Here is a 24,182-nt window from a genome sequence, read left to right on the forward strand (position 1 = left end):
GGCCGGGCGCCCGCGGGGCGCCCCTTCCCGAACGCTCCGGGGCGGCCCAGCCAGGGGCATGAGGGGCGGGCGCGCGGGTTACGGGGAGGCCGGGACGGCGGCGTCGAGGACCGGCGTGTCCGTGATGGAGAAACGGGCCGTCCACTTGGCGGCCTCGTTGTCGACGGTGATCGCGGCCGACTTGGAGGCGACGCGCACCGGGTAGACGTCCATCGACTTGCTCGCGGGGACGTCGCCCTTGCGGAGGATGATGATGAACCCGGTGGTGCCCTTCGCGAGGGCCTCCTCCAGCGTGCTGCTGGTGTCGTCCTCGTAGAAGGTCAGCGAGGAGTCGGCGGCCTGGTCGTCGCCGGGAATCTTGCTGGTGAAGGTGCTCTCGAGGTCCGGGGTCTCGATCTCCTGGTTTTCCAGGGCGAAGCCTTCGACCTCGGCGATCTGCTTGGTGAGCGCGGTGGCGCCGGTGATCTCGGCGCGGGTCGGGATGTAGGTGGGGGCGGCGATCGTCTCGGCGAAGAGGATCTTCGTGACGCCCTTGCGGCTGAAACGCGGCATGGTGGGACCCCTGGGTGTGTACCGGTTGGTGGCTGCCACCTGCGTGGTGGTGTCCGCGTGGGGTCCGCCGCGGTGCGGGGTGCGGGCCTGACCGGGGGTCAGGAGGGCGTCAGGTCGAGCCTGAAACGCTGCACGTTGTTGATGATGGCATCGGAATCGTCCCGTGATCCCCCTGGTTCGCTGTCGAGGCGGCGCGCGATGACGCGGGCGCCCGTCACAGTGATGGGGTGGAGCCACTGCCCGGTGTCCGGGTCGCGGGCGAGGAACGCGGCGCGGGCCTTGTCGGCGAGCCAGTCGGCCTGGTCGGCGACGGCGTACGAGCCGGCCGTGCTGGGCGCGGGTCCGGTGACGGCGGTGACCTGGTAGACGATGCTCAGGTCCTCGCTGTCGTCGGCGAGCGGCGCCCCGGAAACGTCGGTGGAGACGACGGTGAGCAGGTAGTACGGCGGTTCGACTCCGATCGGGCGCGCGCCGCGGCCGACGGGCTTCCCGGACGCGGCGGCGAGCATGGTGGCGACGGCCTGGGTGACGGGGAGACGGTCGATCATGCGAAGGCCTCCTCGACGGCGTGGCGCATTCGGTCCTTCAGGACGCCTTCCATGACGGGAATGGCGGGCCCGACGTGTGGGAATGGCGGTTGGTCGTAGAAGCGGCCGAGGGAGTCGTAGCCGTGGAACCCGAACTCCAGGCGCCGGCCCTGCGGCTGGCGGGTGCCGATGGTGCACTCGGCGCCGTACGGGATGCGTCGGCCTTCCGCCTGCCAGGAGGAGCGGTACACGCCGGTGATGACGTTGGGCCCGGGGCGGCCAGAGGCGTTCGCGCGGATGCGCCCGATGCCGACCATGGCGGTGTGGCGGACGCCGTCGGCGATCGTGTCGGGGAGCCGGTCGGCGGCGGCGTCCAGGCGGTCGGCGAACTCGTCGGGGGTCACGGTCCGGCCGCCGGGGTGCGGTTCTGGTCGAGGGCGGTGCGGCGGACGACTTCGACGGTGGAGGCCTGACCGCGGTCGGCGGCAAGCCAGGTGCGGCCGATGAGGGAGGTGCGGCCCGGGTCGTGGACGGCGGTGACGTCGACGAGCGCGCCCTCGGGCGGGATCGGGGCGTCGAGGGGAGTGAGCAGGACGTAGGCGGATCGGGCCTGCTGGATCCACGGTCGGGATTCTTCGGGTGTGGCGGAGCGGCCGACGGCGATGGAGAACGGGACGACGGCACCGGGGCCTTCGTAGAGGACCGGCCGGTCGGGGTAGACGAGGTCGCCGGTGTCCGGGTCGAGGACGGGTTCGGTGGTGGCGGCGCTTCGGACGCGGACGGTGTCGACGAGGAGGTTGGTGCCGATCCAGCGGGTGGCGCCGGCGAGCGCCTTGTCGAGGCCGGCCATCAGCCGGTGGCCTTGCCGAGGGCCCAGTCGGTGAGCTGGGCGAGCATGGCGCGGGTGAGTTCGTGGCGGGAGCCGTCGAGGTCGTCGCGGTCGAGGGCCGCGCGCTCGAGAGCGCTGGCGTCTACGGAGCGGAGGAAGTCGGCGATGGTCGGGCCCGGGTCGGGGGTGTTGCCGACGACGACGTGCGCGAACCCGTCGAAGACGGTGCCCGTGGCGGCTCCGGCGTACAGGACGAGGAGCGGGGCTTCGCTGACGCGGTGCTCCAGGGTGTAGCCGCGCAGGCGGCGGGACATGTCGACGCCGTCGATCTCGACCTTCGCGTTCACCCCGTCGGTGGTGATGCGGACGGGGCGGGGCTCGTCGCCGAGGGAGGGGCCGGTGGGGGTGGTCATGCGGTGTCCTCGTCGTCGTCGGCGGCTTCGGTCGGGGCGGGTGCGCGTTCGGTGTCGGAGTCGACGGTCCCGGCGAACCCGATCGGCGGCTTGTCGGGCTCGGCGGCCGGGCCGGGCAGGGCCTGGTAGAGGCGGAGCGCGGCGGCTTCGACGTCGGCGAGCGGGGCCCGCTCTTTGGCGCTGGTGATGATCTGCACGGTGCGGCCTTCGGTGCTCAGGAGGATGCGCATCAGAAGGGGCCTCCGAAGGCGTAGTCGGTGCGGGAGATGACGTCGGGGCGGGGGCGGAAGGAGCGGCGGCAGTGCGGGTGGGCGACGGGGTGGGCGAGGGCGTCCTGGATGGTGCGCAGGGAGCCGTCGGCCTCGTCGTCGTCCTTGTGGGACTTCCAGCCGCAGCCGGGCCCGTCGCGGACCTCGATCCAGTTCGCACCGACCTCGTCCGCGGTCGTGCGCAGGAGGCCGGTGTTGGCGGTGGTGTAGGTCTGCCAGGCGATGGCGGCGTGGGCCCAGGCGGCGGCGGGGTGGCGGGTGTTCCCGGCGTAGATGACGGTGTCGAGGGGGTGGGCGTCCAGGAGCGCGGCGCGGCCGGGCCACGGGGTGCGTCGGAACTGGTCGACGCGGCCGCGGGCGGCGGTGAGGGCGTCGCGGAGGAACGCGCGGGCGCGGCGGACGGCTTCGCGGACGCGGTTGGTGAGGTCGGTGTAGTACTGCGCGGACAGCGCGGTGATGGTGGTCTGGTGCCGCGGTGTCCACGTCCACTGGCCCGGGTCGCGGTCGGCGAGGGTGAGAGCTTCGGCGCCGCCGGCCCGGTACGCGGTGGGGAGGTCGGTTGCGGCCCACCGTTCGATCAGCCCCATGGCCGTACGGTCGAACGCGGCGATGGCCTGCTGAAACGCTGCGTCGGCGGCGCGGATGGCGGCCTGGGCGGTGCGGCCGGGCCGGATGCGGGCGAGGACGGTGAGGAGCGTCTGCTGAGCGCGGGTGAGGATCCGCCAGGCGGCCGCGAGGGCGTCGGTGGCGCTGGTGATGAGGGCGAGGAGCCGGGTGCGCAGGGAGCGGCGCCGGGTGGGGGTGGTCATCGCCGGGGCCGTTCGACGAGCTGGATGACGCCGTAGCCGTTCGGGATGCCGTCGTCGGGGCCGGTGGCGCCCGGGTCGTCGGGAGCCGGGGGCTCGCCGTTTTCCATGGCCGCGATCTGCCGCTCGATGGCCTTGATGTTCTCGGCGAAGGAGAGGGAGACGACACCGGAGACGCTGAGGTTCGACGGCTGGTCGTGGACGAGGGCGGCGAGGCGCTCGCGGAGGACCTCAAGGGCGACGGCGCGGGAGGTGCCGAGGCGGGTGTAGCGGGTGTCGAGGTCGGCGAGGTCGGTGCTGGTGCCGAGCTGCGAGATGAGCCAGGCGCGTACGTCGGCGTCCATGCGGCTCCTCCGTCATCGGGTGGGGTGGGAAGGGGGGTGCGGGTACGGGCCCGGTCCTGGCGCCCCACCAGGGGGCCGGGCCCGTACGCCGCGGTGACCGCCGTGCCCTCGAGGGCGGTCGGCTACTGGTCGGCCGCGGTCTTACGCGCGGCCGTCTTGCGGGTGGGCTTGGTCGGCTCCGGCTCGGGATCCGGTTCGGGTTCCGGGTCGTTGACCGGCTCCGTCTCCTTCTCCGGGTCGGTGACCGGTTCGGTCGGGGCGTTGGGCCCCTCGCCGAGGTCCGGCAGCTCGCCGCCCTCCCAGCACCCCGGGTTGGTGATGAGGGCCGCCAGGTGCGGGGCGGGCTCCTCCCCCGGGCGCAGGACGACGACGCGGTGGCGTTCGGGGTCGCGGATGTAGACGACCGTGGCGAGCGTGACCATGGCGCATCAGCCCCCGAGGACGGTGGCGGAGATGTGGATGTCGGGCACGTAAAGGACCGGCATGCCGATCGCGGCGCCGCGGGTGTAGATCTGCACCGGGTTGTCCTCGACCTTGGAGACGACGACGATGCCGGGGGCCTCCTCACGGGTGAGGGCCGGGTTGGTGCCGGAGGTGAACTGGGCGGCCTCGCGGGTCTGCCCGTACTGGGTCTGGCCCCACTCGGACGCAGGCACGTCCGGAACCATGATCCACTTGGTGTCGGGGAGAACGCGCTGGTAGACGTCGTCGTTCCAGACCTGCACGTCGTAGGTGACGATCGGCGGCAGGCCGTAGCGGGCGCGGACGGTGTCGACCTCGTTCGGCGCGAGGGTGGCGGTGGGGGTTCCGCCGATGGTGCTGGAGCCGTAGTACGCCGCCCGGTACTCGGCGTTGGAGGCGAGGAGCGCGCGGGCCCGTCGGGAGGTGATGACCTCGCGCGGCGCCGGGGCGCCGGAGTCGGCGAGGTAGTCCATCCAGGCACGCTCGTCGGACAGCGGGGTGGCGTCCGGGTCATCCCAGAGAATCGCGGCGGTGGGACGGTTGTCGGCGGGGACGTTCCAGTTCACGTCGAGGCCGAGGCCGGGCAGGGTGACCGTGCCGGTGGCCAGAAGCTGGCCGGCGGCGAGTTCCTGGGCGGTCTGGATGGATTCGACGTGCCGCTCGACGTCGGAGTAGAGCAGGTCGATGTAGTCCTGCGTGTCCTTGCCGTGGCCGACGTCGAGGAGGATCTGGTCCATCTCGGAGACGGCGAGGGTCTGGCCGAGGGCGGGGAGCATGCCCTCGTTGACGACGCGCTCGGCCTGGCGCTTGGCCATCGCGGTCGGCGCGTCGTAGGCGCGGAACTTCGCGGCGTTGACGCGGCGCTTCGCGGAGGTGGTGCGGAACCGGACGCCCTGGATGCGGGTCTCCGGGAGCACCTCGCGGGTGAGCCGGTAGTTCGCGGGGGTGTCGATCTGGCGGGCGAAGACCGTGAGGTCGGTGTCGTTGGTGTCGCGCAGGAGGAGCTCGAGAGCTTCCATGGTGGTCTGCTCCTCTTACCGGTAGTGGACGGAGACGCCGGGCGCGGTGGACGCGACGTCGGTGGGGTCGAACGGGACGGGCAGCTCGGCGGCGAAGATCTCGCCGTGCCAGAGCAGAGCGCCGCCAGCCTTGAGGGAGCCGGGGTTGAAGCTGATCTCGGAGACGAGGAAGCCGTGGAGGACCTCGGTGCCGTCGCTTGCGGTCGCGGCGCCGCCGGCGGTGGTCGTGGCGACCGCGACGGCCGGGGAGCTGCCGCCGGTCAGGCCTGCGCCGGACGCGGTCATCTGCGCGACGTCCTCGCCCTGGTGCGCGCCGCCGGTGAACTTCACCGTGACCGGGCTTCCCGGGTGGGGGCCGCCCGCGACGGTGACGTCGCCCACCTCGATGTTCGACAGCGCTTCGAGGGCCGTGCGGACCTGAGCGGCGGTGGCGTTGTACGGGATCGCCGCGGTGGTCTGCCCGGAGAACGTCAGCGTGTAGGTGCCGCCCGTGGGCGAGCCGGTGACGGTGACGGTCTGCAGCTCGTCGGTCGGGCCGGCGTACGGCGCGTACAGCCCGGAGGCGGTGACGCGGCCGAGGGGGATGCCGGACTTCATGACGTTGCGGCCCTGAAGCAGGGGGTTCGCCGAGACGGCGTAGTGCACGCCAGCGGTGAACTTGCTCAGGTCGAGGGTGATGGTGTTGGTGTCCTGCACCCCTACGAGGGACGCGAGCCACGGCCGGTCGGCGGTGACCTGGTCGCTGTAGGAGTAGGGCTGGAAGTCGTTCACGACTGCCTCTCCTCATGGAGCCTGTGTGACGGCTGCACCCCGGCGGGTGCGTCCACGAGGAGAGGGCGTGGTCCCTGAATCCCGGCGGCGGGCGCCGGGTGGTCTCAGGCGGCGGTGCGGTGTCCGCGGAGGCGGGCCATCTCGAGGCCGCGGCTTCCGGGCTTCTCGCCTCCGCTCGGGCGGGCCGGCGGGGTGCCCGCGGGGGCGCCGCCCGGCGCCGGGGGAAGCGGCGGGGTGGCGGGGGTCTGGGAGGTGCCGAACAGCTCGGGGCGGCGGGCCTTGAGCGCCTCGGCCGCTGCGGTCAGCGCCTGGGCGTCGGCGTCGTCCGTGAGTCCGACCTGGAGCAGGGCGAGCGCGTCGGTGAGGTCGTCGCCGGTGGCGCCGAGCCCGGCGAGGGCGGAGCGGCGGTCGGCGTCGCGCTGCGCCTTGGCGGCGGACAGTTCGCGGGCGGCGAGGTCCTGCTCGCGGCGGTCGAGCTCAGCGGTGCGCTTCTGCTCGTCGGTGAGGGCGTCCTGCTGTGCCTGGCGGGCGGCGGCGACGAACGTCTCGGCGTCGTCGATGCTGCTGAAGCCGAGCTTGGCCGCGAGGTCGCCGAGGGCCTTGCGGGCGCCGGCGCGTTCGCCCTGGGACTTCTCCCGGGCGGCCAGGGCGGTGAGGTCGTCCTGGGACATCGACACCTGCGGCGCGGGCGCGGCCGGCGCGGTGGGCTTGGGGGCGGCCGGAGCTCCCCCGGTCGGCGGGTCGGTCGGGTCGCCGCCGTCGTTGTAGAAGACGCCGAGCGCCTGGATGCCGGTGTACGGGTGGGACCAGGCGTCGCGCGGGGTTCGCGCGGGGTGCTGCGTGGGGCGACGCATGAGGGCACAACCTCCCAAGGAGTTCAGGCCCCGCGCCTTGATCCAAGGAGAGCACACTCTCGGAAATTCGATCCCCCTGCCCCACTTCTCCGTCGTAGCGTCCCGGGCATGACGACTACCTCTCGGCGGCGACTCGCTGCCACGCTCTACGACTGCGCCGACCGATTCGAGAACGACCTTCGGGCCCACGACGGAACCTGGGTGTCTGGTTCCCCGGCCTCTCGCGAGGTCCGGACGGACCCTCTCGCTGGCGCATGGGGCCAGACGCCGGTGCGTGATGCCCACGAATCCGTACTGCTCCATGTCCATGGAACGGCCGAGCACCTGCGTTCGCTGGGCGTTGCCCTGGAGCACTCCCCCACGGTGATACCGGCCTTCACGCTGGCCCGTGGCGTCCTGGACCAGGCATGTGACCCCTGGTATCGCATGGAGCCGGGAGTCGACCCCGACACTCGGGTCAGGCGCTACATGAACGCGGAGCTGAAGAGCCACAAGGAAGTCCTGAACTCGATGGCGGGCCTGAAGGATTCCAGTGCCGAGGCTGCCCAGGCGGCTGCGGCTGCGGAGGCCCGTATTCAGGCGATCAAGGACACGGCTGAGGAACTGGGATGGGAGGTGCGAACGCCGAAGAAGGCGACGTCTCCCACGCCCGCGAGCATCGTGACGGAGCACAAGGACGGCTCGGTGCCGAGCACGACCGATCTGGCCGAGGACATCGCGCCGGGCATAGGGAAGCTGAGCTGGCGCCTGCACTCCGCCGTTGCCCACGGGGTGGGGTACGGCCTGGCCATGCTGCTCGACAAGGACGACACCGGAGCCGGCCCCGTTGCCCAGACGGACCGCCAGGCCGCGGCCCGGTACGCAATCGCGCCGATCTCCTACCTGAACCTGGTGCGGCGGATCTACATCCAGTTCGGCTGGAGCAGGACGAAGCAGCAGAAGCTGTGGAACCGAGTCGGCGAGGTGTGGGCGGAGGAGAGCGGGGTCACGCTTCCTCCGGTTCCTCCTGCTCTTCAGGCGTAGCAGGCAGCTGCACCACCGGGGGCGCGGGGTCGGGTTCGATGTCGAGGCCGAGGTAGTCGCCGACGGCCTGGGTGGAGCCGGTGGCGTCGGCCAGGTAGCGGGCCTGCTCGAAGCGGCGGGACTGGATGGCTTGGATCTCGGTGTCGGCATCGTCCATGGCCCATCCAGCCTCGGTGAGGATTCGGACGGCGCTCTCCAGCGACATGACGCCCGCTTCGACTGCGCGGACGACCTGTTCGAGGACGGCGGCCTTGTCGGTGGGGGTGTAGGAGCCGAAGGCGAGCTCGGCGGGCTGCACGGTGATCCCGGCCCAGTCGGGGTGCTGGCCGGCGAGGGAGAGGCGCTGGACCATCTTGAGGAGCAGGTCGTACTTGGGGCCGCGGGCGAGGCGCATGGCGCCGACGAGGGAGTCGAGGGGTCCGAGGGAGATCTCCAGGGCGTAGCCGGAGGGGACCTCGCTGGGGTTGACGGTGCCGAGGGTGACGGCGGGGATGCGGGCGATTGTCGCAGCGCGTTCGGACAGGTCGGCGCGCTGGTTGCGGAGTTCGGCGAGCTGGGGGGAGGTGTCGACGGAGTCGAGCCGGCCGCCTTCGGGGAGTTCGAGGACGGTGCCGGGGGCGACGGAGAGTTCGCTGCGCTTGCCGCTGCCGTTGCGGCTGCCGGTGATGGCCAGGATCGGGGAGCCGGTGGTGGCGGAGGCCCGCGCGGAGTCGGTGTCGGTGCTGGCGAGCTCGTCGAAGACCTGGAGGACCCTGGCGAGGGAGGAGATTCCCCAGTGCTCCTGGGCGTCGGGCACGGTGTTGGGGAGGTGGACGATCGGGATGAAGTCGATCATCAGGTCGAGGTGGTCGAGGACCTCGCCGGCCGGGCTGGTCGCGTACTGCGCCTTGGCCATGGGGAGGTTGTCGACGTCGTGGGGTTCCTTGAGGTCGCCGAGGTCCCAGACGGCGTCGGTGAGGTAGCAGGTGACGTACGACGGTGCACTGTTCCAGGCGTACTGGCGGGCGATGAGGCCGTCCGGGGTGGGGATGTCGCCGGGCCCTAGCGCGGGCTGGGCGGGGACGTCGTCGGTGGGGTCGGTCATGACGGGGGCGCGGACGGGCCGTCCGCCGCGGTCGACACCGGAGGCGGTGGCCGGGCGGATCCAGTCGAGTTCGAAGGTGACGCGGCGCAGCCGTGCCTTCAGGCCGCGCCGGGGGTCCTCGGGCAGGTCCCAGGCGAGGTGGATCCGGTCGGGGTAGTCGGCTCCGTCGTCGTCCTCGCCGATGACGGGGAAGTAGAACCCGGGGTCGTACGCCTTGAGCCGGACGCGCTGCTTGGCCGGGTCCCAGGCCAGGAGGTAGACGCCGTCTCCGAGGGTGACGGCCTTGCGTTCGGTCTGGAGCATCCTCGTCTCGAGGAGTTCCTTCTTCGCCCAGTCGCGCAGGAGGGTTTGGACCCGTTCGGCCATGGCCTGGTCGGGGCCCTGTCCGTCGGGTGTGGTGCCGGTCTGTTCGGCGCCGGGGACGGTGATGGTCTGCTCGCGGCCGAGGACGTTGGCGAGGATCGTCTCGACGAACATGCTGGGGTCGCCGAACTCGCGGCGGTCGGCGGCGTTGGGGTCGTTGAACTGGGCGAGCTCGGCGGCCTGGTTGTTGGTGTAGGCGGCGAGGAGCTTGTACGCGGCGATCCGCCGTTCGTCCCCGGCGGGGACCCAGGTGGCGGCGGCCTCGGGGAAGGCGCGCCGGTGGGGCATGCCACGGGCGTCCGTGTAGATGGGCTTGTAGTTCGCCCATCCCCAGGTGTCGATGACGACGCTCTTGATGCCGCTGATGAGGCCCACGGGGCGCACCTCTCTGGTGTCGGGCCCCGCGCCTTGTGATCAGCGTACGGTTCGGGCGACCGGGTGCTCCCCCTGCCAGGCGTGCCGGTGGCCCGCCCCGTGTGCTGCTCGGGACGGGCCACCGGTGTCAGGGTCAGAAGACCTTGGGGGCCGGGTCGAGGTTGGTGACTCTGTAGCTGACCTTCTGCACTGCGCTCGCAGGGATGATGTGAACGTGTCGTTCGGATTGGCCGTGGTAGGCCGGCTCGCCGTTCTGCGGGTCGATGTGGAGGAACGCTCCCTCGACGGCGACGTGGACGCCGGTGAGGTTCTTGAGCAGGACGTGCTCGGCGTTGGGGTCGGGGATCAGGCCGTCGTTCAGGGTGACGTCGGCGGTGCGCCAGTTCAGTTCGGACATGGTGGATAGTCCTTCCGGGAAGGGGCGGCCACGGTGTGGTCGCGGTTCCTGTCAGCCTTGCACCTGCCACTGACAGTCCCCCGGGAACTCAGGGCGTCAGGCGTGCCAGGTGCCTCGGATGCCCGCGGTGTTGAAGCCGGGCCCGTAGGCGATGACGACGCCGGGGGCACCGTGCTCGGGCGGGTCGGCGTGGGTGCGTTCGAGGACGCGGAGGATCGATACGCCGCCGAGGTTGCCTTCTGCGGCGAGGGTGTCGGTGGAGTGCCGGCTGTCGACCGAGTCAAGGCCGAGGGCGCTGGCGGTGTCGGCGATGATGCGGGGGCTGCCGGGGTGGATGGCGGCCCAGTCGACGGCCTGGCGGGGGCCGATCCAGTCGAGGATGGCGGGCAGGACGTCGTCGGCGGCGCTCAGAGCTTCCTTCGTGGAGTCGAAGTGGAAGCCGTCGATGCCGATGCGGCCGGAGTAGCGGTCGACGCTGTCCGGCAAGACGTACTCGAGGGTGTCGTCGGGGCCGGCGACGTGGAGGCCGGGGCCGAGGGGTTCGTCGCTGACGATGCAGGCGGAGGCGGAGTCCCCGAAGAGGCCCTTGTAGATCATGGCCTCGATCGAGTCGTCGTTGTGGTTGTAGACGCTGGAGATGACCTCCGCGGCGACGACGAGGACCCGGCTGCCGGGGCGGGCCGCAATGAAGTCGATGGCGCGGATGAGGGCCTGGGTGCCGCCGGCGCAGGCCATGGTGGTGAGCGCGATGCGGCGGACGGTGGGCCGGAGGCCGAGGGCGCCGATGAGGTGGATGTCGAGGTTGGGGACGGACCAGCCGGTGGAGTGGGTGGTGATGATGGCGTCGATGTCGGCGTAGGAACCCGGGTCCGGTCCCGGGCCCAGATGCGCTGCGTCGAGGGCTTCTGTGGCGGCTCGTCTGGCGAGGGCGAGTGCGTCGGCGAACGCGCTGTTGGAGCGTTCTTCGATGGTGGCGTCGCCGGTGATGGTGCGTGCGGCGAGGGGGCGGGTGAAGTAGCGGGTGTCGACTCCGACGTTGCCGAGGGCGCGGCGGATGACGCGGAGTCGGGGGTGGTCGGGGTGGTGGGCGACGATGTCGTCGATGATCTCGCCGGTGCTGATCTTGTAGTCGGGGAGGATGGTGAAGGGGCGGGATATGTAGGGCACGCGGGGCCTCCGGCACAAGGGGTGAACGGGCGTGAGCGAGGTCCGGACAACGTACGACACACCCCGCCCGTTTGGTCCCCCTGACCTGCGGTTCAGTTGGTTCGACGGGCGCGGAGCATGGGCAGCCTGGTGTGCTGCTTGGTGTGTCCGGGGTGGTAGATCAGGATGATCAAACGGGCGCCGCGGGCTCCGAGGGGCTCGGCCGCGCACATGGTGACGTGGCCGGGGCCGCGGAGGGCGTGGTGAATGGGGCGTTCGTCGCCGTCGGGGTGGATGTGGCCGCCGCCGGATTCCCACAGGGCGCCGAGGTCGGGGTCTTCGGCAGCTTCCTTCGCGATCTGAAGGAGCGTTTCGTCGTCGGGGCGGACGGCGAGGGCGGCGCGGAGCTGGGGCAGGACGAGGGGGGCCCAGACGGTGCGCCAGCTGAGGAGCATGTCGCGGCCGCGGGGGTCGAGGAGCATCCAGCGCATGGTGTTGGCGGGGACCTGGCCGCCGGGGAAGAGGTCGGCGAAGGCCTGGTTGTGGGCCAGGAGGTTCCAGGAGGCGTCGTTGACGTAGGCGGGGTGGGAGATGCCTTCGAGGGCTTTCTGCCAGACTCCGGCGACTTCGAGGCCAGCGGAGCGGTTGAGGGGGGTGGGCGGGTCGCCGATGCCGGCGTACCGGCACAGGCTGCCCCACTCCTGTTCGTTGAGGCCGAAGAGGCGGCCGACCTGCTCGAGGTAGTCGACTGGGGGGTTGGGGTAGCGGCCGGACTCGAGCCGGTAGTAGGTGTTCGCGGCGCGGCCGGTGAGTTCGTCGACTTGCTGCTGGGCGAGGCCGGGCGCGCGGCGGCCCTGGCGGCTGGGGCGGGTGAGGCCGTGGTCTTCCGGTTCTATGAGGGCTCGGCGCTCGACGAGGAGCGCCTTGAGGGCCTTGCGGTTCATCTTCATCGTTGCCTTTCCCCGTGTACCGTGCACGCGTGCCCTGGGAGTGTATTTATTGATGCGCGGTTTCGTAATAAAAACTGCGTGTGGATTTCTGACGGTTGAACGGTGAAGCTGTCCTGCGTGGGCGCGCTGACCTGCCGGGAAGCGGGATAGGGCGGCCACACTGCAACACCCCAGGACGCTCCTGCGAGTTACTGACGGGGAATCCGTCAAATCGGCTTGCTGGAAAGTCCTGTTGCCCTCGTCGGGGCTCCGGCAGGGGCGTTGCCGGACGGTGCTGTATTCCGTGCGAAGGTGCGGATTTCGCAGCTCGGCACCGTTCCGGTTCGCCGATGCCGGGGCTTTGAGGGCTCACCTGACTACGGTCGACGTCGAAAATCGCCCCGATGCCGCATCCTCGGCGCCGACCGCGCGTTACGGGTCAGCAAGGGTGCTTCCCCCGGTGCCCCGCTGGCCATCCGAGAAGGCCCCGGACGGAAAACTCCACCCCCGTCCGGGGCCTTCGGCTACCCCTCACCGGCATCCGCAGCCGGCCGGGGGACGCTGTCGGTGAGCGCGGCGGCGAGGGCCTGCGCGTACGGATCGGCGTAGGGGTCGTCCCCGCGCGCGGAGGCCGCGGCCCGCCACTGCCCCACCAGCGCCCACGCCCGTTCCTTCGCCGCGCGCGCCGCATGGTCCTGGCGGACCGGGGCCAGGCCCATCGTGTCGACGGCGTCCCAGAACGCCTCAGCCGCGGCGTCCGGCGTGTAGGAGGGCCCGAATGTCATCTCGCCGGTGGCCGTGTTCAGTGTGACGAGCGGCTGCCCGTCCGGGCCCTGAATGCCGATCGTGGGCTCCAGAGGCAAGGGCAGGATGAAGTCGCTCTCGGGGAAGGTCGTGGTAAGAGCGGGACGGTGGTGCAGGCAGTCCAGGCCGGGTTCCCAGCCGCCGATCATGTCGACGGTGTCGCCGGGCTGGTCGAGGTAGCGGGGTGGTTCGGTCTGCCTGGTCCAGGGGCGGCAGGTGCAGCCAGCGATGCCGTGGGGGTGGTCGCAGTCGGGGCAGTCGGCCACAGGGTCTCCTGGTCGTAGTCGGGGCAGACCCAGTCGAGGGTGATGGTGGTCTGCCCGTCGAGCGGGTCGGGGGTCGGAGCGGCCAACTGCTGCTCCAGCGCGCCGAGGCGGGCGCGGGTCTCAGGCGTCGTCACTGGGCCTCCGGGAGGTCGTGGCTGGCGCCGGACAGGACGCGTAGTCGGGAGTGACGTGTCGGTCGGGGGGTGGCGTCGTCGAAGACGGGCCAGTCGTCGGCGCTGAGGCCGTAATGGGGAGGGGTCCACTGCGGCCTGTAGTGCTGGTAGACGCGTGCCCAGTCGGCCTTGAAGTAGCAGGGCAGCAGGCCTCCGGTGTTGGGGACGGGCTCGGGGGCCTGCTCGTTGTGGGCGCGGAGCTGTTCGGTGACGCGGTCGGCGTGGACCTGGTGCCGGCGGCAGAACCAGTGAGCGGTGACCCAGCCGGTGCGCGGGGCCTTCTCGATGACGCGGAGGTGCGCTGTGGCGCCGCAGACGCCGTCTTCGGTGCGCCAGTCGCGGGGCGGGGTGTAGCCGGGGTCGACGTGGACGATGGTCGGAGGCAGGGGCCGCAGGGGGATGGCCGCGGGCAGGCTGGGCTTCTCGCGGGGCGTGTAGGGCCGGGGCTGGTAGGGGCGCAGGCGCGGGGCATCGCAGTACCCGCTCTGGGCTTCAACGTCGTGTGGCGGCTTGTAGCGGGGTGCGTCGTCGGCGACCAGCCGGTCATAGCGAGCCCGTCGGCCGGGTTCGACACCCAGCTTGCGTCGGGCGACCTGCAGAGGACTGACGTCAGGTTCCCGCTTGGCAAGGTCGACGGCGTAGGCGACGGCGAGGAGAAGCTCGCGGGACTCGTGTCCGACACGGGGGTCTTCGTAAATTGCGGCCACCATCTCGGGGAACGAGCGCCTTGGGCGCTGCTCGCTGGCCGGTGTCGGGACGGCGCGCAACATGGTCAGCTCTCCCTGTTCATCGGGTAGCCGTCTGCTGCGTGCAGGCGCTCGGTGTCGATGTCGATGAAGCCGATCTCCAGGAGGTGGAGGAGGGCTTCGTGGACGGCTCCGTCGATCGCTTGCACGAGGGACATTCCGGTGGCCAGTACGCCATCGCGGCTGTTGAGTGCCCATGAGGTGGCCGCGAAACCGGCGACGCGGTCGATCTCGGCGAAGTCGCTTTCTTCGCTGGTGTCGATGGGGATGCGGGGCCAGCGGTCCCAGCTGTCGTCCGGGATCAGGGGGTTCTCGACCATGGGTCAGTCTTCCTCTCCATCGACCGCTCGCTGGGCTGCGGCGTCGGTCTCTCCGTTGGGGCCGGCCTGGGCAAGGGTTGCGCGGTGGCGGCGGAGGGCCTTGCCGACGTCGGCGGACCAGCCGTGCTTCGCGGCGGTGGCGTCCAGGCCTGCGGGGCAGTCGCCGGTGTGATCGTGCTGCTGCTCGCAGTCCCAGCCCATGAGGAGGGCGTAGAGGCCCGCGTCGGTGGGGTTCTGGTCCCAGTCCCGGTTGGCGTAGCGGATGCGGAGGCGAAGGGAAAGGAGGGCGTTGTGCACGCCAGCTGCGAGCGCAGCCTGCTGGCCTGCGGCCTCCCACGCAGCTTTCCAAGCCCGGTACATCTCGCTGGCAACCGACCGAAGCTCAGCCATGTCGGCGTCGGCGTCCTCGACGCGGTCGTACAGCTCGGCCAGGGTGGCTTCGGTGTGCTCGGCGAGCGGCACGCGGGGCTCCGGCTCGGCGGGCGAGGGCGGCTCCATGTCGGGGACGGTGCTGGCGGTCTTCAACTGGCTGTACTTGGCGTGCCACCGTTCGGCACGGTGCCTGTACGTGTCGCGGTCGGAGATGGCGCTCTCGCGGTCGACCTGCAGCTGGTGAAGGGCTTCCGGGGTGACGGTGTCCATGGTGTACCGGGGCTCCCCCGGGCCGAGGAGTTGCGCCTCGCCGTCGTGCTGGCGCAAGGCGATGAGCGCGGACGCGAGGGCGGACTGGTGGATGTCGGAGAACATGACCGCCGCGTGCTCGCCGAAGGCGTTCCGGGCGTCCTGAAGAGTGACCGTGTAGGCGCCCCACGCCGTTGCGAAGGAGTCGTTCTTGCGCTCGTCCTGGATGGCGGCGCGGTGCTCGGGAGTGAGGAGGGCGCGGCACCCACTGCAGGGGACGCCCTTGTGGTGGCCGGGGCTGCGGCAGGGGCGGGTCCCGTCGGGCTGGAGGTCGTGGTCTACGACCGGGTGGGAGCACGCCCAGCAATGGGTGGGGGCCTCGTCGGTCACGGGGTGGGCTCCTCGGTATCGGTGGGGCTGCGGAATCGAATGCTGGGCGCGCGTTCGGGGGGCCGCGGGTCGTTGCGGCGCCGCCAGATGTCGTACGAGAGCCGGGGACGGGCCAGGATGTGAGCCGCGATGGTGAGTACGGTCTGAGGCTTCGACTGGGTCCAGGTGCCCATGAAGGTGAAGCGGCGCCAGACCCAGGTGTCGAGCCGGTCCCAGGGGCGGACGCGGCCGAGGAGGTAGCCGGCGGCCAGCGCGGTGGCGGCGATGACGGCGGTCAGCACTGCGGCTGGTCCTCGGCGGCCAGTTGGGAGGCGCACTCGTCTCGGAGTCGGTCCAGGTGCTCTCTCACGCCTGGGTCCGGGTTCATGAGGCAGCTGGTGGGGTCGGTGCCGTCGCAGCTCCCGCAGAAGTGTGTGGCAGCCGGATGATCGGTGGCCATGTGGTGGATGAACTGGTTGACGATGGCTGTGTCCGGCTGCTGTCCGCTGGCCTGCCGCTTCGCGTCCTGCCTGCGCCGGAGGCTGTCGGCCAGCTCGTCCTCGGCCGAGGGCGCGGTGATGTCCAGCGCTCGGAGTACGGCGGCGAGGACGGTGCCGGGGTCGGCGTCCTCTGCACCGGAGGCACCTTCGATGGCGTGCCAGGCCTTGCCGTGCTCCCGGACGGTGAGGCGGCGCTCTGTCTGCTGCGAATTGGGGCTGGGGTCCTGGTGGGCGGCAAGGACGGCGGTGACGATGGCGTCGCAGGTCTCGGGTTCGGCCCACAGGTCGGCGGCGTTGAGGATGCGGCTGACGTGGTTGATGGCGAGTGCGCGCTGTCGGTCGGGGGTCGGGGTGGTGTCGGCCATGGGGGCCTCCGGGGGAAGGTGGGGTGGGTCAAGGGTCGCGCGGATCGGCGCGGTTGATGCCCCTGATCGGGCGCCCCTTAGTGGTGCTCGGGGCGGGCCCACTCTAACCTATAACCTATTGCGCTCGCAATAGGTTATAGGCGCTCTCGGTCTCCCCGCGAACAGTTGCGGCAGGATGACGTCCATGGATCAGGGGTGGGCGGCCGTCATAGCGGCCGGAGTAGCAGGAATCGTCGCGCTGATCGGCGCCTTCATCGGCGTGTGGCTGGGCCGGCGGACAATCCAGGACCAGGCGCAGGTAGAGCATGAGCAGTGGCTTCGAGGGCAGCGTCAGGAGGCATACCTGACGCTGCTGGCCGAATGGGACAAGGCTGTGCCGAGGTTCAAGGAGCACCAGCTGTGCGATGAGGACTTGGCCAACATCGCCAATGGGAATCTCGAGGATGATGCAGCCGACGGGATGGAAGTCCTGGCAGTGGCTCTCGTCGAGCCGGTCGTGTTGGCGGCGGAGCGTGTGCACATGCTCGGCCCGGACCTGGTCGACACGACCGCGAGAGCCATGGCAAACACAGCAGTCGACCTGGCGAATAGCCTCGTGACTCAGTACGCGCCGCCGCAAGGTGAGGCTCCGTGGGGCGCGTTCCAGGCAGCGATGAACGTCACGATCGACCGCCGACAGGCGTTCGTGACGGCGGCGCGAAAGGCAATGCAGACGGCTCCGACGCCGAAGCAGCCGTGACGCACGATGCCATGGGTTCCGTTCTTGCCCTGAAGGTGCAGAGGTGCCCGCCCGGTGCAACGTGCGACGGCTTCCCGGGCGGGCTCTACCTCCATCGTCCACCGCAGTCCTGTTCGGCGCGCGCCGAGGCGGGCCCGGCCGCAGCACCGTTTCTCCGGTGAACCTGTTCCCCCGGACGGCTGACCGAATCTTGGGTTATGGCACGTCAGAGGGCTGTCGGCCGATATTCCTTGGGTCATGATCAAGAACCTGATGCGCGGCACGGCCGCACTCTCCCTCCTCCTGTCTCCTCTTGCTCTTCCCGCTTCGGCGACCGCAGCGGCCGCGCCCGAGGCGCCGACCGCGGTCGTGCTGGCTCTGCCTGATGCGGTCGAGCAGATCCCGATCGCGGACGAGTCGCGTACCGGGTACGAGCGGACCAAGTTCAAGCACTGGAACGCCGGCCTCGACCTCGGGGACAGCTGCAACACGCGCTCCGAGGTGCTCCTTGCCGAGGCTGCCGAGTCGCCGACGGTGTCGGCCGGCTGCAAGCTGTCCGGCGGTGAATGGCTGTCGTACTACGACGGGCAGGAGGTCAACGACCCTGCCAAGCTCGACATCGACCACATGGTGCCGCTGGCCGAGGCCTGGGACTCTGGGGCCTCGAACTGGGATGCGAAGCGACGCGAGGCGTACGCGAACGACCAGGACGCCGCGGCCAGCCTGGTTGCGGTGACCGCCCGCACGAACCGCTCCAAGGCCGACCAGGATCCGGCTCAGTGGATGCCGCCGCTCCCGGACGCGAATTGCCGCTACATCAGCGAGTGGACGGCGACGAAGCTCCGCTGGGGCCTGTCCGCGGACCAGGCCGAGGCCGACGCGCTGACGGTGTACGCGGAGTCCTGCGAGACCACGGTCGTCCACTACACGCCCGCGCCCTAGCCGCCCGCCCCCGGGAACGCACTGTGCCCCACGCCTCGGTGTACCGGAGCGTGGGGCACGAGGGAGGCACAAAACATGCTTGACCTGCCGGTTCGACCTCCCCACGGCTCACCACCGTAGCGGCGCTGCTGCCGGGCGACGGCCTGGGTTCACTCTCCCGGGGTCGGCCAAGGCGCGACACCACGCCGACGAGCTACGACGTCGCGCTCGGGGTGACGGGCTCGTTGACGTGCGAACTGTCAGGGTCCGGCGATCAGCCACAGGATCAGGACGGCGTCCAGGTCGGCATCGTGGCGGTAGACGACGGACAGGCCGCGGCTGCCGGTCGCGTCGGGGAGGACCTCGACAACGCGGGTGTCAGTGCCGGGGAGCGGCCGGCCGAGAGTGGCGGCGTCCTCAAGGGCGCGGCGTACGGTCTCGACCGCGGCCTGCTCGCGGGCGGAGAGTTCGGCGAGGATCTTCTCGGCGGCGTCGGAGTGGAACGCGTGGGTCACCGGGCGTCGGCCTCGGACAGCTTCCGGCGGAGCTCGGCGGCGACGTCGGCGTTGCTGCGTCCGATGGCTGCCGTGGCGTGAGGGTCGCGGGCGAGCTGGACGCGGTGGCGGTAGGCCTGGACGATCTCGCGGACGCGGGTGAGGTCGTCGAGGTCGACGGCGCCGAGCTCGGCGTCGAACTCCTGCCGGTCGCCCGCGAAGCCGTGCGCGGTGAGAGCTTCACGGAGCTCGGCCAACGTCCGCATGCGCGGCTCGGGGCCGGTCGGGCCGGTGTACTCGGGCTGTGCGGTCACGAGGGCCTCCCCGGGGCGTCGTTGCTGTCACCGGCCAGCCTACGCGGCCACCGTCAGGCCGCGGGAGTTGTGCGGCTGCGGGGACGTTCGGTGGACAGCACCGCCCACACGCGTCGTCCTTCGTCGGAGGTGTCGGTGCCGCAGCTGGCTGTGCCCGGGACGGCAGCGAGGTCGGAGAGGACCGTGTCGTCGGGTCCGGCGCCAGTGTGGCTGAGGACGACGACGAGGAGCATGGCGTCCTGGTCAGCGAGGTGGACGCTGATCCGCCGGCCTTCGTCGGCGGTGGCCGCGTCGACGAGCAGCCGTACGGTCTGCTCGAGGACGTCGTCCTTGGGGTGGGCGTACCCCCACGTACGGACGGTTTCGGTGACCTTCCGGACGGCCTGGGTCGCGGTCCACGGGTAGGCGGTGAGCGCCCAGTTCGCGGCGCGCCGGTCCTTGATGGCCATGCGGGGCCGGCGGGTGTCCAGGCGGGCCTGCTGGGGGCCGGGAAGCGGGAGGGAGGAGGTGCCGGGCTTCGTAGACGGCTGCGGCCTGGGAGCCTCGACCGGCTTCTTCTGCGGCGGTGGGGTCCGGGGCGGGTAGGACGGCGGCACCTTCGGGCCCTTGCCGTCCATCGGCAGCGGATCAGTCACGACAGCCTCCTCGCGCTCCCGACCATCCTGACAGCAGGCGCCCGTCGGGCGGGGTGAATCAGCCTTCTTCGTCTTCGGAGGGCGGGTCGACATCAAGGGCAATGTGACCCTGGACGTTGCCGCGATTGGCGGGCTGGGTGAAGACGGCCCGGAGGGTGATACCGCCCGAGAGACGCTTGGACTCGCGTACCTCGCCGGCGTTCAGGACCCGGCACCACTCGTCGAAGATCGCACGCCGGTCGTTGTCGGTCTGGCCCGGCTGGTGGGGGTCGACGGTGCCGCGCAGGGCGCCGTTGCTGGTGATCGTCCACTCGAGCGGATGCCGCTCGGCCTTGAGGCCGGCTTTCACGAGGTCCTCGAGAACGCCGATGGCCCGGTACTGCCAGCCGGTGAGATCGGTGATGGTGATGTGGCCGAGAGCCATGGTCACGCCTTCCGGTCCGGGTCGGCTGCGTTGACCTGGGCGAGCCAGGCTGTGAGCGTCGCCTGGTCGACGGCGTCCAGGGCGGCCAGGAGCGTTCCGATGGACTGCCGGTAGACGGCGTCCTTCGCCATCGTCCCCGACGGCGTGACGGTCATGTTGAACGCTGCGGGAATGTCCCTCTCCAGGAGGGGTTTCTCCTCGAATCTCATGTCATTCCATGCCTGGCCCTGGAGAGCGCCCGAGGCTGCTCGAAGAAGACCAGTGCGCATGTGTTGGGCGGTGGTCCGAAGGTGAGCGATGTACTCGCGGAGCTCGTCGGGGCTGCTGACCGTCTGGCCGGCCTCGATCCAGGCGTCGTCACCGAGGTCGTTGAGGGAGGGGGCGTCCATGCCGCGAGCCTAAGACTCGGGCGGGCCCGGTGTCGGGGGTTCGTGGCAGGATCCCCGGCATGAGTGAGTGGGGGATCGCCCTGATCGCCGCCGGGTCGGCCATCTTGGGCAGCAGCGTGACAGGGTTCTTCGCGTGGAAGGCCGGCCACCGCCAAGCCGCCGCCGCGGAGGCCGCCGGGCAGGCGCAGGCAGAGGCGCTGATGACGACCGTTCAGGTGACGCTGGATGAGCAGTACCGGGCCCGCATGGCAGGGCACAGGCGCGTTGCCTACATCGAGTTCCTGGAGGCTGTCGCCGAGCTGGACCTGGAGCAGTCAGACGAGAATGGCAAGCGGGCGCTGCGCTCGTTGAACGTCATCAGCCTCGAAGGACCCGGGCGAGTGTTCCAGGCGGCTAAGGAGTACGCGAACTCCGCCGCTGGGCAGGCGCAGCCGAACGAGGTGGAGGAGAAGCGTCAGGCGTACATCGCTGCCGCACGGTACGCCCTGACCGAGCCCTGATCGGCCACGCCTCATCAGGCCCGCCACCCGCTGGTGACGGGCCTCAACCCTGCGGGTGGTCACCGCTCACACAGCCGAGACCACCACCCGCGCCGCGCTCCTCCGCTCTACAGCAGCTTGCACGGCTCGCACAGCGTGTCTCGGTAGATCCGGGTCCCGCATTCGACGCAGTCGTTGATCTCCTCGTCTGATGGGTCTTCGGGTCGCTCGTACGGTCGATCGGGGACTGACCATGGGTCGACATCAGCATCCGTGGCGGCTATGGGCGCCGCCGCCCAGGCGTGAGGAGGCGGTGTGGCCTCTCGAGCGACTGTCTGCATCATGTCCGGCTGCCACAGCACCTTGCTGAAGAACACTTCGTCCATGGCCGTCATGGGCAGATTCCACGGCCTACCGAACGACTTGATCTCCCACCCGTTGGCCCGGGCCCGGTCGGCGGCGGCGCTGATCTGGAACGTCTGGGCGAGCGCTCGGTACCGAGCGGCAGTCCGCTCAGCTTCCTGCTGGGCCCTCTCGGCCTGGGCAGCCGCCTTACAGGGGGCGCAGAGGACGTTGCCGAGTCGTCGTAGCTCGACGCAGTTAGTTCGGCTGGTGGCGACTGCCGGCTCGCCGCAAGTGGGGCAGGAAATCTCGGGAAGGCGGGCTTCAGCGCCCTCCCGGATTACTCGGGTCATCTGCTGCTGCGTCAAGCCGAGCTGGGCCCGGATCTCGGCGACGGTCTGGAGCCACGTCTCGCCGTCGTCCGCAAGCAACCAGTACGCGAAGAGCGCGGCCTGTTCCGTGGGGTCGTCAGTAAAAATCTCGAGGTCAATGCTCGTCAAGGTCCCCCCTTGGCCGATGGCTGCTGCGCCCATCTTCACCCGCGGGACAGGACGGAGGGGTGGAATCCGGTCAGGATCCCACCCCCTCAGGAGTTAGACGGCGCAGGACCCTGACTGCTGAAGGCCACAAGGTCAGGGTGCTGGGCGGCGAACTCGGCACGGAGCCGGGCGTCCTCCTCGGCGGCCAGCCGACGTCGCTCTTCCTCGGCAGCTGCCCGCTCCGCAGCCTCGGCCTCCGCGTGGGCGGTCTGCTCGGAGTCCTCCTGCTCGAGTTCGGCTACGAGCCGGGCGTCAGCAGCGGCCTGCTCGGCGACGTACTCCTCCTCAGCTGCCCACTGAGCGGCCAGGGCCGCGCCTGCGGCTTCGGCCTCCTGCTGCTCCTGGCACTCCCAGCACACGGTGAGCGAGCCGCCCTTGGCGAGCGGGTTGCCACAGCTGCACTCAGGCATCGGCTGGTGCTGCCGCGGCCCGGGTACGGCGGGCGCCGGCTCGGGGGTATCCACGGCCACCTCGGCGGCCTTGCGGCTGGCACGCCGGTCCTCGGCCCGCATGACGCACGCTCCGCACATCTCCTCAAGGTGGATATCCACACGGTCGTCGCAGGAGAGATTCCCGCACTCGGCGGTGTCCCTCAGCATCGACGTCAGCGGCCCGAACGGCGCCCGCGGCGTCCGGCCGGCATCCCGCTCGACCTTCCACGCCGAGAGCAGCTGCTCAGCCCAGTAGCCGTTCCAGCGCGGCAGGATCCGGAACTCGACCAGCTGCTGCACGGTCCGCTCCCGCGGCTGACCGATGGCGAGCGCCGCCAAGATCGCCTGAGAGACGTTCGGGGGCGTCTTGTCCCCGAGAGCGGCGTCGAGCTCGCGGGGCAGGAGGGCCCGAACGGCCTGCACCTGGTCGCGTTCCTGCTTCGAGAGACGGGGCTTGCTTGTCGCGGGCGCGGCATCGCCGCCCTGCCTCGAGCTCCCACTACCTGAGGTAGAGGCACTACGTGCATCCACGGGGCAACGCCCCGACAGGGGCATCTCGTCTTCGCTCTCAGTCTCAGAGAGAAGAGTCTTCTTCCTTATATGAGCCGCCGGGTGACCGACGGTCGGTGGACCGACCGTCGGTGAGCCGTAGGTCGGTCGCGAGTCATCCTCTGGCCAAGGCTCAGTGTTCTCCCTGGTCGCACCGACCGACGGAGAGCCGTAGGTCGGTCGAGTCCAGCCGATCTCGTTCTTCTTCGGGTCCAGGTACTCCGGCTCGACTCGATGCGCCTTCACGTTGCCCTCGTCGTAGATCTCGGCGAGCATCGCAGCCACCTCATCGGCCGTGAACCCGCTCGAGTCAACGGTGAACGTCGTGTACCAGGAGCCGCCACGCTTCGCGACGCGCTCGCCGTCCTCCTCGACCAACTCCGAGGCTGCACGCTGGATCTTGAACTTCACGACGAACGCCTTGTCGACGAGCATCCGCATCGCCTTCGTCAGCGCCTCGCGGCCCTCGACGTGGGTCTTACACAGGCCCTCGACGGTCACCTCATCGCCGTCCTGCGCCCGGATCAGCTTCGTCAACAGGCCGGTGGCCAGGATCGACGGAAGGGCATCGATCGCCGTGTTCTCGACAGCCGCAAACCGGTACGGCTTCGACGGCCGCTTCCTCACCGGGCACCACCCTTGACGCTTTCAGTAGCCGATACCGCCACGCGCAGCAGCACGGGGGCCCTACCCCGGGACCCCTGCGGCTTGGAAGCATGGCCGGCATGCACGAAGTCGCCTGTGGCCACGAGTGCGCGGATGTACTTGGCGATGCTTTCAACCTCGTAACCAGCGGCATCAGCCAACTCCGGCCTGGTGAAGGGCCGGTCTCCGAAGGAACGCCGAGCGTCCTCAAGCAGGGCAGCGGGCCTACCGTCTGGGTACCTGGGCGCCCACCGATTTACGCCCTGGCGCCGCCGTGGGGCACCACGGCGGGTGCGAGCACGGGGAGGCCGGGATTCAGAGGTGATGTCGACCCATTCATACGCAGGTTGAGACGAGCCGGCGGCCGCACTGCCGACATGCGCATACAGGGCACTCTTGACCATAGGGACGCCGCGAAGCGCGGAGACAAGATGGCGGGTTCCTACCGGAACCAGATGCCCCCTCTCGACCAGGCCCCGAATCCCCTTGTCGACTGCCGACTTACGCAGGAGGCCGACCGCCAGAAGGTCAGCCGCCGTAAACGGACGGTCATCGAACTGTTCGAGGACCACCTCCAGCAACGTGTCCCCCTGGCCAGGGGACGGACGCCAGCGACGCCGACGTGACAGGGGGAGGCGGTGCCTGGGGGTGTGAAGCACGTTGTGAAGCGGCTGCTCGTCCTTAATGGCCGTACGCTCCGCTTGCCCTGCATCGGTACGAGTGGGGTACCAATCCACGGACCTTTTGTCTACCTCAGGCCACCAGGTGCCTGCGTAGTCCCGGGCGTGCTCGGTCATGCGAACCCGAAGCCGAGAGGTGATTCCCACATAGAGAAGACGGCTTTCAGCGTCGAAGAACCGGTAGAGCGCTGTGGCTCCGGGGCTATCACACGGGGGCTGACCTTCGCTGAAGCTCAGATCGAACTTCTGAGGCTTGCTCGGCACCACCATGAAGGGAACACCGGGTACAGTCATG

34 protein-coding genes are annotated in these 24,182 nt (G+C 70.4%); 4 read left to right on the plus strand and 30 right to left on the minus strand.

Going from position 1 to position 24,182, the window contains the following annotated elements; translation table 11 throughout:
- Window positions 1–78: 78 nt before the first annotated feature.
- The 12 genes from ACF08F_RS34345 to ACF08F_RS34400 all read right to left on the minus strand — a co-directional run bounded on the left by ACF08F_RS34345 (window position 79) and on the right by ACF08F_RS34400 (window position 6,846).
- Complete coding sequence (locus ACF08F_RS34345; protein ID WP_392302452.1) at window positions 79–552, minus strand: hypothetical protein; 474 nt, start codon at window positions 550–552, stop codon at window positions 79–81.
- 98 nt (window positions 553–650) lie between these two features.
- On the minus strand, window positions 651–1,100 hold the full coding sequence (locus ACF08F_RS34350; protein ID WP_392302453.1) for a hypothetical protein: 450 nt from the start codon (window positions 1,098–1,100) through the stop codon (window positions 651–653).
- Entirely contained in the window at window positions 1,097–1,483 is a 387-nt protein-coding gene (locus ACF08F_RS34355; RefSeq protein ID WP_392302454.1) for an HK97 gp10 family phage protein, read from the minus strand. Before ACF08F_RS34355 ends, ACF08F_RS34350 begins: the two co-directional genes overlap by 4 nt.
- Complete coding sequence (locus ACF08F_RS34360) at window positions 1,480–1,929, minus strand: DUF6093 family protein (RefSeq protein WP_392302455.1); 450 nt, start codon at window positions 1,927–1,929, stop codon at window positions 1,480–1,482. Before ACF08F_RS34360 ends, ACF08F_RS34355 begins: the two co-directional genes overlap by 4 nt.
- Complete coding sequence (locus ACF08F_RS34365) at window positions 1,929–2,321, minus strand: hypothetical protein (RefSeq protein ID WP_392302456.1); 393 nt, start codon at window positions 2,319–2,321, stop codon at window positions 1,929–1,931. Before ACF08F_RS34365 ends, ACF08F_RS34360 begins: the two co-directional genes overlap by 1 nt.
- Window positions 2,318–2,551, minus strand: coding sequence for a hypothetical protein (locus ACF08F_RS34370; protein WP_392302457.1), 234 nt, complete (start codon window positions 2,549–2,551; stop codon window positions 2,318–2,320). Before ACF08F_RS34370 ends, ACF08F_RS34365 begins: the two co-directional genes overlap by 4 nt.
- Entirely contained in the window at window positions 2,551–3,399 is an 849-nt protein-coding gene (locus tag ACF08F_RS34375; protein WP_392302458.1) for a hypothetical protein, read from the minus strand. The genes ACF08F_RS34370 and ACF08F_RS34375 overlap by 1 nt, the downstream gene beginning before the upstream one ends.
- Complete coding sequence (locus ACF08F_RS34380; RefSeq protein ID WP_392302459.1) at window positions 3,396–3,740, minus strand: hypothetical protein; 345 nt, start codon at window positions 3,738–3,740, stop codon at window positions 3,396–3,398. The genes ACF08F_RS34375 and ACF08F_RS34380 overlap by 4 nt, the downstream gene beginning before the upstream one ends.
- Before the next feature lie 122 nt (window positions 3,741–3,862).
- A complete protein-coding gene (locus tag ACF08F_RS34385; protein ID WP_392302460.1) occupies window positions 3,863–4,162 on the minus strand; it encodes a hypothetical protein in 300 nt (99 codons plus the stop codon).
- A 6-nt stretch (window positions 4,163–4,168) separates the two neighbouring features.
- Window positions 4,169–5,221: a major capsid protein gene (locus ACF08F_RS34390; RefSeq protein ID WP_392302461.1), complete on the minus strand. Its 1,053-nt coding sequence runs from the start codon at window positions 5,219–5,221 to the stop codon at window positions 4,169–4,171.
- Window positions 5,222–5,236: 15 nt separating this feature from the next.
- Window positions 5,237–5,992, minus strand: coding sequence for a hypothetical protein (locus ACF08F_RS34395; RefSeq protein ID WP_392302462.1), 756 nt, complete (start codon window positions 5,990–5,992; stop codon window positions 5,237–5,239).
- Window positions 5,993–6,096: 104 nt separating this feature from the next.
- The gene (locus ACF08F_RS34400) at window positions 6,097–6,846 is read right to left on the minus strand and encodes a hypothetical protein (protein WP_392302463.1); all 750 of its coding nucleotides are present in this window, start codon (window positions 6,844–6,846) and stop codon (window positions 6,097–6,099) included.
- Window positions 6,847–7,116: 270 nt separating this feature from the next.
- Here ACF08F_RS34400 and ACF08F_RS34405 point away from each other — a divergent pair, with 270 nt between their 5' ends.
- On the plus strand, window positions 7,117–7,869 hold the full coding sequence (locus ACF08F_RS34405) for a hypothetical protein (RefSeq protein WP_392302464.1): 753 nt from the start codon (window positions 7,117–7,119) through the stop codon (window positions 7,867–7,869).
- On the opposite strand, the gene ACF08F_RS34410 is transcribed toward ACF08F_RS34405, so the two are convergent.
- The 10 genes from ACF08F_RS34410 to ACF08F_RS34455 form a co-directional block, all read right to left on the minus strand.
- On the minus strand, window positions 7,832–9,691 hold the full coding sequence (locus ACF08F_RS34410; RefSeq protein ID WP_392302465.1) for a hypothetical protein: 1,860 nt from the start codon (window positions 9,689–9,691) through the stop codon (window positions 7,832–7,834). The two genes, ACF08F_RS34405 and ACF08F_RS34410, sit on opposite strands and share 38 nt — an antisense overlap.
- Before the next feature lie 133 nt (window positions 9,692–9,824).
- Entirely contained in the window at window positions 9,825–10,088 is a 264-nt protein-coding gene (locus ACF08F_RS34415; protein ID WP_392302466.1) for a hypothetical protein, read from the minus strand.
- Window positions 10,089–10,184: 96 nt separating this feature from the next.
- A complete protein-coding gene (locus ACF08F_RS34420; RefSeq protein WP_392302467.1) occupies window positions 10,185–11,255 on the minus strand; it encodes a PhlD in 1,071 nt (356 codons plus the stop codon).
- A gap of 92 nt (window positions 11,256–11,347) precedes the next feature.
- The gene (locus ACF08F_RS34425; RefSeq protein ID WP_392302468.1) at window positions 11,348–12,184 is read right to left on the minus strand and encodes a helix-turn-helix transcriptional regulator; all 837 of its coding nucleotides are present in this window, start codon (window positions 12,182–12,184) and stop codon (window positions 11,348–11,350) included.
- A 503-nt stretch (window positions 12,185–12,687) separates the two neighbouring features.
- Window positions 12,688–13,233, minus strand: a complete 546-nt coding sequence (locus ACF08F_RS34430; RefSeq protein WP_392302469.1) for a hypothetical protein — start codon at window positions 13,231–13,233, stop codon at window positions 12,688–12,690.
- A 130-nt stretch (window positions 13,234–13,363) separates the two neighbouring features.
- Window positions 13,364–14,176, minus strand: coding sequence for a hypothetical protein (locus ACF08F_RS34435; protein ID WP_392302470.1), 813 nt, complete (start codon window positions 14,174–14,176; stop codon window positions 13,364–13,366).
- 2 nt (window positions 14,177–14,178) lie between these two features.
- The gene (locus ACF08F_RS34440; RefSeq protein WP_392302471.1) at window positions 14,179–14,472 is read right to left on the minus strand and encodes a hypothetical protein; all 294 of its coding nucleotides are present in this window, start codon (window positions 14,470–14,472) and stop codon (window positions 14,179–14,181) included.
- Between the two features lie 3 nt (window positions 14,473–14,475).
- The gene (locus tag ACF08F_RS34445) at window positions 14,476–15,483 is read right to left on the minus strand and encodes a hypothetical protein (RefSeq protein WP_392302472.1); all 1,008 of its coding nucleotides are present in this window, start codon (window positions 15,481–15,483) and stop codon (window positions 14,476–14,478) included.
- The gene (locus ACF08F_RS34450) at window positions 15,480–15,764 is read right to left on the minus strand and encodes a hypothetical protein (RefSeq protein WP_392302473.1); all 285 of its coding nucleotides are present in this window, start codon (window positions 15,762–15,764) and stop codon (window positions 15,480–15,482) included. Before ACF08F_RS34450 ends, ACF08F_RS34445 begins: the two co-directional genes overlap by 4 nt.
- Window positions 15,758–16,327: a hypothetical protein gene (locus ACF08F_RS34455; RefSeq protein WP_392302474.1), complete on the minus strand. Its 570-nt coding sequence runs from the start codon at window positions 16,325–16,327 to the stop codon at window positions 15,758–15,760. Before ACF08F_RS34455 ends, ACF08F_RS34450 begins: the two co-directional genes overlap by 7 nt.
- 184 nt (window positions 16,328–16,511) lie before the next feature.
- On the opposite strand from ACF08F_RS34455, the gene ACF08F_RS34460 reads away from it, so the two are divergent.
- Together ACF08F_RS34460 and ACF08F_RS34465 are read left to right on the plus strand one after the other, a co-directional pair.
- Window positions 16,512–17,066: a hypothetical protein gene (locus ACF08F_RS34460; protein WP_392302475.1), complete on the plus strand. Its 555-nt coding sequence runs from the start codon at window positions 16,512–16,514 to the stop codon at window positions 17,064–17,066.
- Window positions 17,067–17,303: 237 nt separating this feature from the next.
- Window positions 17,304–17,987 (plus strand): HNH endonuclease family protein, encoded by a 684-nt coding sequence (locus tag ACF08F_RS34465; RefSeq protein ID WP_392302476.1) that lies wholly within the window; start codon window positions 17,304–17,306, stop codon window positions 17,985–17,987.
- 239 nt (window positions 17,988–18,226) lie between these two features.
- On the opposite strand, the gene ACF08F_RS34470 is transcribed toward ACF08F_RS34465, so the two are convergent.
- Genes ACF08F_RS34470 through ACF08F_RS34490 form a run of 5 tightly spaced genes read right to left on the minus strand, consistent with a single transcriptional unit; the run spans window position 18,227 to window position 20,222 of the window.
- Window positions 18,227–18,481 carry a hypothetical protein gene (locus ACF08F_RS34470; RefSeq protein WP_392302477.1) on the minus strand — a complete coding sequence of 85 codons (255 nt, stop codon included), beginning with the start codon at window positions 18,479–18,481 and terminating at the stop codon, window positions 18,227–18,229.
- The gene (locus ACF08F_RS34475) at window positions 18,478–18,774 is read right to left on the minus strand and encodes a hypothetical protein (protein WP_392302478.1); all 297 of its coding nucleotides are present in this window, start codon (window positions 18,772–18,774) and stop codon (window positions 18,478–18,480) included. Before ACF08F_RS34475 ends, ACF08F_RS34470 begins: the two co-directional genes overlap by 4 nt.
- Before the next feature lie 53 nt (window positions 18,775–18,827).
- A complete protein-coding gene (locus ACF08F_RS34480; RefSeq protein ID WP_392302479.1) occupies window positions 18,828–19,409 on the minus strand; it encodes a hypothetical protein in 582 nt (193 codons plus the stop codon).
- Between the two features lie 58 nt (window positions 19,410–19,467).
- A complete protein-coding gene (locus tag ACF08F_RS34485; protein ID WP_392302480.1) occupies window positions 19,468–19,833 on the minus strand; it encodes a hypothetical protein in 366 nt (121 codons plus the stop codon).
- Between the two features lie 2 nt (window positions 19,834–19,835).
- The gene (locus ACF08F_RS34490; RefSeq protein WP_392302481.1) at window positions 19,836–20,222 is read right to left on the minus strand and encodes a hypothetical protein; all 387 of its coding nucleotides are present in this window, start codon (window positions 20,220–20,222) and stop codon (window positions 19,836–19,838) included.
- Between the two features lie 59 nt (window positions 20,223–20,281).
- Between ACF08F_RS34490 and ACF08F_RS34495 the strand changes: the two genes are divergently transcribed.
- Complete coding sequence (locus ACF08F_RS34495; protein ID WP_392302482.1) at window positions 20,282–20,722, plus strand: hypothetical protein; 441 nt, start codon at window positions 20,282–20,284, stop codon at window positions 20,720–20,722.
- Window positions 20,723–20,829: 107 nt separating this feature from the next.
- On the opposite strand, the gene ACF08F_RS34500 is transcribed toward ACF08F_RS34495, so the two are convergent.
- The 3 genes from ACF08F_RS34500 to ACF08F_RS34510 all read right to left on the minus strand — a co-directional run bounded on the left by ACF08F_RS34500 (window position 20,830) and on the right by ACF08F_RS34510 (window position 24,181).
- Window positions 20,830–21,543: a hypothetical protein gene (locus ACF08F_RS34500; protein ID WP_392302483.1), complete on the minus strand. Its 714-nt coding sequence runs from the start codon at window positions 21,541–21,543 to the stop codon at window positions 20,830–20,832.
- Between the two features lie 86 nt (window positions 21,544–21,629).
- On the minus strand, window positions 21,630–23,189 hold the full coding sequence (locus ACF08F_RS34505) for a hypothetical protein (RefSeq protein ID WP_392302484.1): 1,560 nt from the start codon (window positions 23,187–23,189) through the stop codon (window positions 21,630–21,632).
- Window positions 23,186–24,181: a GIY-YIG nuclease family protein gene (locus tag ACF08F_RS34510; protein ID WP_392302485.1), complete on the minus strand. Its 996-nt coding sequence runs from the start codon at window positions 24,179–24,181 to the stop codon at window positions 23,186–23,188. Before ACF08F_RS34510 ends, ACF08F_RS34505 begins: the two co-directional genes overlap by 4 nt.
- Window position 24,182: the final 1 nt, after the last annotated feature.

The sequence above is a fragment of the Streptomyces sp. NPDC015130 genome (assembly GCF_043080005.1).
Classification (GTDB): Bacteria; Actinomycetota; Actinomycetes; order Streptomycetales; family Streptomycetaceae; genus Streptomyces.